The sequence below is a fragment of the Streptomyces sp. NPDC054840 genome (assembly GCF_053611065.1).
On sequence record NZ_JBSGZP010000557.1, the window covers coordinates 1 to 5,040 of the forward strand.

At 72.1% G+C, this 5,040-nt stretch carries 6 protein-coding genes; 3 read left to right on the plus strand and 3 right to left on the minus strand.

Features of this window, described 5'->3' with window-relative positions; all coding sequences use genetic code 11:
• Both ACWGIU_RS29460 and ACWGIU_RS29465 read left to right on the plus strand, forming a co-directional pair.
• Positions 1 to 556, plus strand: a 556-nt coding sequence (locus tag ACWGIU_RS29460; protein ID WP_453710836.1) for an IucA/IucC family C-terminal-domain containing protein, incomplete at its 5' end; no start/stop codon positions are given.
• A gap of 430 nt (positions 557 to 986) precedes the next feature.
• Positions 987 to 1,820: a PIG-L family deacetylase gene (locus tag ACWGIU_RS29465; RefSeq protein ID WP_453710845.1), complete on the plus strand. Its 834-nt coding sequence runs from the start codon at positions 987 to 989 to the stop codon at positions 1,818 to 1,820.
• A gap of 139 nt (positions 1,821 to 1,959) precedes the next feature.
• Here ACWGIU_RS29465 and ACWGIU_RS29470 read toward each other — a convergent pair whose 3' ends face one another.
• From ACWGIU_RS29470 to ACWGIU_RS29480, 3 genes are all read right to left on the minus strand, one after another.
• A complete protein-coding gene (locus ACWGIU_RS29470; RefSeq protein WP_453710838.1) occupies positions 1,960 to 2,826 on the minus strand; it encodes an SDR family oxidoreductase in 867 nt (288 codons plus the stop codon).
• A gap of 62 nt (positions 2,827 to 2,888) precedes the next feature.
• Entirely contained in the window at positions 2,889 to 3,365 is a 477-nt protein-coding gene (locus ACWGIU_RS29475) for a hypothetical protein (RefSeq protein WP_453710839.1), read from the minus strand.
• A gap of 113 nt (positions 3,366 to 3,478) precedes the next feature.
• The gene (locus ACWGIU_RS29480; protein WP_453710841.1) at positions 3,479 to 3,997 is read right to left on the minus strand and encodes a MarR family winged helix-turn-helix transcriptional regulator; all 519 of its coding nucleotides are present in this window, start codon (positions 3,995 to 3,997) and stop codon (positions 3,479 to 3,481) included.
• Positions 3,998 to 4,310: 313 nt separating this feature from the next.
• On the opposite strand from ACWGIU_RS29480, the gene ACWGIU_RS29485 reads away from it, so the two are divergent.
• Positions 4,311 to 5,040, plus strand: a 730-nt coding sequence (locus tag ACWGIU_RS29485; RefSeq protein WP_453710843.1) for a GntR family transcriptional regulator, incomplete at its 3' end; no start/stop codon positions are given.

Here is a 5,040-nt window from a genome sequence, read left to right on the forward strand (position 1 = left end):
CGCGCACACCGTGCCCGGGGCCACCCCGCTGCTGGCCGCCGCGCTCGCCGAGGGCTACCCCGGGAGCCCGCCGGCCGGGACCACCGACCCGGTCCGCTGGTGGCGTGCGTACCTGCGCCAGGTCGTGCCGCCGGTACTGGAACTGTTCGCCCGGCACGGCATCGTGCTGGAGGCCCACCTCCAGAACACCCTGGTCGCCGTCGACGCGGACGGCCTGCCGGTGCAGGCCCTCTTCCGGGACGCGGAGGGGGTCAAGCTGCCGGCGGACCTGCCGCGGGCGGCTGCCTGGCAGCGTCTGGTCTACTGCCTGGTCGTCAACAATCTGATGGAGATCGCGGGAGCGCTGTCCGGACGGCACCCGGACATCTCGCCGCTCCTGTGGCCGGCCGCACGGGAGGAGTTCGTGCGCTACGGGGCCACCCGCGGGCTCCCCGAGATCGCGGACCTGCTCGCCGCCGTGACCCTGCCGGGCAAGACCAACCTGCTGCTGCGCTGGACACGGGCGGACGGCGCGGACGCCCGCTACCTGCCGCTGCCGAACCCGCTGCGCGGCTGAGGGCTGTCCTGTCCTCCCCGGTGGCTCGGCGCACGGCGTCGGACGCGGTGCGTCTCATTGCCATGCCCGCACGCCATCCGCAGCTTCCCGCCTCGCTGCAGGTCGGCCTGTTCGGGAGGCGAGCCGCACACGGGTACACGGGCCGAGGCGGAGGAACATGAAGCCTGATGTGTCGGGCCCGCGTCCGCCGACGCCGGCCTCGACGCCGCCTGAGCGGGGGCATGTCGAAGCCCGGGAAAGCCAAATGCCCGGGAAAGCCAAGCAGCCGCGCCGGGAACAGCGGGTCCGGCCGGCGGCGTTGCATCGACAGGGGGTCCGGCGCTGCAGGGTGGGAACCATGTCATCCGCCCTGGCAGGATCCGGCCTCCCGAGATCGCGGAACGCCCGCCGCGCACTCGGACCACACATGTATCCGCAGGAGGACTTCTTCATGACTGACCGGCCCTTGACGCTCATGGCAGTGCATGCCCACCCCGACGACGAGGCCACCGGAACGGGAGGAGTCCTCGCGCGGTACGCGGCAGAGGGCATTCGCACGGTTCTCGTGACGTGTACCGACGGCGGTTGCGGTGACGGGCCGGGGGGTGTCAAGCCGGGTGATCCCGGGCACGATCCGGCGGCTGTCGCCTTGATGCGCCGACAAGAACTCGAGGCGAGCTGTGACGTGCTGAAGGTCAGTGATCTGGAAATGTTGGACTTCGCCGACTCCGGGATGATGGGGTGGCCGAGCAACGACGCCCCGGGATCCTTCTGGAGGACGCCGGTGGAGGAGGGCGCTGCCCGACTCGCGGCCCTCATGCGGCACTACCGGCCCGATGTGGTCGTCACCTATGACGAGAACGGCTTCTACGGCCACCCTGACCACATTCAGGCCCACCGCATCACGATGGCGGCGCTGGAGATGACCGCGCTGACACCGAAGGTGTACTGGACGACGATGCCGCGCTCGGCGATGGAGCGGTTCGGCAAGATCATGCGCGAGTTCCAGGAGGACATGCCGGAGCCGGATCCTGCCGAGACCGCCGCGCTGGCCGAGATCGGCCTCCCTGACGATGAGATCACCACGTGGGTGGACACCACCGCGTTCAGCGGCCAGAAGTTCGACGCGCTGGCCGCCCACGCCAGTCAGGGCGAGAACATCTTCTTCCTCAGAATGGGCAAGGCGAGGTTCGGAGAGTTGATGGGCATGGAGACCTTCGTGCGTGTCCAGGACGCCACCGGAGCGGCCGTGCCCGAGAACGATCTCTTCGCCGGACTTCGCTGACCCGACCCTCCGGGGCCCCGTCGGGCGCCGCGGCTGCGGATGCACGACGTACGGAGGTGCCTGTCACTCGCAAGCCGGCCCGGGCCGGCCGGGCGGGTAGGGCCTTGATCCTGCGGCATTCCGCCCCCGCCGCGGCGTCCTACCGGCGGAAGTGGGCCCGGTGCTCCTGGAGGAAGGCGTCGAGGGTGCGGGGCGGGCGGCCCAGGATGTCGACGACGGTGGTGGTGGGGGTTTCCGGCCGGGCGACGGCGAGCTGCTGGATCTCCGTCACGTGGTCGGCGAGCCAGGTCGGCATGTCGGCATGGCGGACGAGGTGGTCCCGCAGTTCGGCCGGGGTCAGGTCGACGTAGCGGATCGGACGGCCGGTCAGGGTGGAAAGCCGAAGGGCGAGTTCGGGAGAGGAGACGGCTTCGGAGCCGGTGAGTGTGTAGGTGCGGCCGGCGATGTCCGGCCGGGTGAGGGCGGCGGCGGCCACGTCGCCGATGTCGCGGCAGTCGATGTAGTTGCAGGGCGCGTCGCCTGTCGTGCCGAGGATGAGGCCCTGGGCGACGGTGGGAGCCAGACGCAGCAGGTTCTGTGTGAACGCGTAGGGGCGCAGGATGGTGTGGGTGGGGCCGGCGGCGCGCAGGTGCTCCTCGACGGCGTGGTGCCAGCGGGAGACGGCGACCGGGGAGTCGGGTTCGGCGGCGGGGGCGGAGAGCTTGACGATGTGTCCGACGCCGGCATGGGTGGCGACGTCGATGACACGTGTTTCGAGTTCGACCTGCGCAGGGCTGTTCGCCATGGCGAGGAACAGCTGGTCGGCGCCCTTGAAGGCGGCGCGCAGCGAGTGGGGGTCGGTGGCGTCGGCGTACTGGACCTCGGCGGGCGGTCGGTGCCCACCGGTATTGCCGGGGATCGGGGTGTGCGGGGTACGGGTCAGTGCGCGGACGGGTGTGCCCAGCGTGCGGAGGCTGTGGAGCAGGGCGTTCCCGGTAGCTCCGGTCGCTCCCATGACAACGATCATCGTGTGCTCATTCCTTGGTGAGGTGGCGGCGAAGGGTGTCGCCGGGGATTACGGGACGGCCCTCAGGTCGTGGATGCAGTGGTGGTGGCGCGCCAGCGCAGGGTGACGACGGTCGTGGCGAGGGCCGCGGAAACGGGCAGGTCCGCGCGCAGGCGCACCAGCCACGGTGCAGCCGGTACCGGGGTGTGGGCGGGTAGCCACTGGGCGGAGAACCATCCCAGCAGGGCCGCCGCGCCGACGGCGGTGACGACGAGAGCGGCGGTCAGGACGCCGCGCGGCATGGTGAGGGTCCACCGTCGGGGCCGTCCGCCGTGCCGCAGCCAGGAGCCGACCAGGAACGCCACCATGGCGGAGGCGCCGGCGATGGAGGTGCAGGCGGCCACGGCCAGCTCCCGCTGCCCGGTGACGACCCCGGCCGCGCCGGCCATCAGTGCGGGGGCGGCGTAGGCGGTCAGCACCTCACGCCACAGGGTGAACGGCCTGGGCGGCCGGGCGGCCGCTCGGTCGCGGCGGCCGGTTCTGTCCTTCGTCGCAGGCATGCCGACCTCTTTCTCGTTCGGTGAGGGATATGATTAGGAGGCTAACTATTAGCCCGTGAAAAGCGGCCCTGCCCGAGGGCGGGGCCACACGTGGCCGGACGTTCTTTGGTGGGTCAGTCCGCGGTCAGGGCCGCGCTGCCGCGCACGACGCGGGTGAGCAGGTCCAGGAACACCGCGCGCTCCTCGGCGGAAAGCCCGCCCACCATCGCTTCGAGCCGCCCGAAGTGCTCGGGCGCCATGTCGCGCAGGCGTTGCGATCCGCGTGCGGTGAGGACGGCCACCGTGCCCCGGCCGTCCTCGGTGGAAGGGCGGCGGGCGATCAGGCCCTCGCGTTCGAGGCCGTCCAGCAGGCCGGTGACCGTGGCCCTGGAGACGCCGAGGTCGACCGCGAGGTGCGAGGGGGACTTCTCCCCGCCGTGGTCCTCCAGGTCGGCGAGCAGGCGGTAGCGCCCCGTTGACAGGCCGAACCGGGCGAAGTGCGCCTCGGCCGCCCGGCCGACCCTCGCGCCCGCCGAGATCAGCCGCACCGCGACCAGCACCGCTTGCGGGTCGACCTCCAGGCCGTAATGCTCGACCTGCCGCCTGGCCTGCTCCGGTGTGGGCGCCTCGTCGTCGATGCCGTCCCTCGTCATAGAAGTAATATGGCGGCTAATCACTTGGCGTGTCAAGGTGTCACGGTGATCCGACCCGCCCCCCGGGCCGCCCGGTCCCTGTGTACGACTTCCGCCAGTTCTTCGGGGGTTCGATCCGCCGGTGGCCGCGTGCGGTCGCCGGCGGCATGCCCGCTCCGCGCTCTGCCGGCAGTCATGAGGGGCTGGTCGGATGCGGGTGGGAAATCGGCCAAGCCGGGGCGCGTGCCGCGATCTGCTGCCTCAGAGGTATAGACCAATGCTAGGTTGGTCGGGCAGACCGCGCAGTTCTTGACCACCCGTCAGAGGAGAAGCCATGCCCTCCCCTTCGCGGGGCGGCGGCCAGGCCGCCATGCCCAAATACCAGTGGATCGCCGCGGCGCTGCGCCGCGATCTCGACCGCGCCGCACACACCCCCGGCGGCAGACTGCCGTCCGAGCGAAGCCTCGCCGCCCGTTACCAGGTCAACCGGCAGACCATCAGGGCCGCCCTCCAGTGCCTGCGCGAGGACGGCCTCGTCGTCACCGGTCGCCGCGGCACCCGCCCTGCCGTCCCCGCCGCCGTCTCCGCCGCCCCGGCCGTCTCGGCCGCCACTGCCATCCCCGCCGCCCTTGCCGTCTCCGCCCTCCCGGCCGTGGCGTCCTCCGCCGGGCCCGCGCCGGCCCGGAGCTGGGTCACCTTCGTCACCGTTCCGCCCTCCCTCGGCGCACTCCTCGGCGTGGTCGGCGGAGACCGTACCCTGGTCCATCACCATCGCGAACGCGGGCCGGCCGGTGAGACCCTCCGGGACGCCGTCACCTACTTCGGCCCGGTGGCCGTCGCGCGGAGTCCGGAGCTCGCGGCCCTCCGGAACCGGGCGGAGACGACGAGCGCCCGCGAGCAGGACCTGACCGCCCTGCACCGCTGGCTCGACCGCGCCGCCGCGGGCGGCCGGGTCGCCGAGACCCTCACCATGACCCGCGTCACCCACCCGCAGGCCGCCGTCCCGGCCTGCGGCCTGACCGTGCGCCGTACCCTGCACGACAGCTCCGGCAGGCTGCTGACCG

Excerpts from the sequence above, each read along its gene's own strand:
- ACWGIU_RS29465 (WP_453710845.1), top strand. The coding sequence starts at position 987 with ATGACTGACCGGCCCTTGACGCTCATGGCAGTGCATGCCCACCCCGAC.
- ACWGIU_RS29470 (WP_453710838.1), bottom strand. The coding sequence starts at position 2,826 with ATGATCGTTGTCATGGGAGCGACCGGAGCTACCGGGAACGCCCTGCTC.
- ACWGIU_RS29475 (WP_453710839.1), bottom strand. The coding sequence starts at position 3,365 with ATGCCTGCGACGAAGGACAGAACCGGCCGCCGCGACCGAGCGGCCGCC.
- ACWGIU_RS29480 (WP_453710841.1), bottom strand. The coding sequence starts at position 3,997 with ATGACGAGGGACGGCATCGACGACGAGGCGCCCACACCGGAGCAGGCC.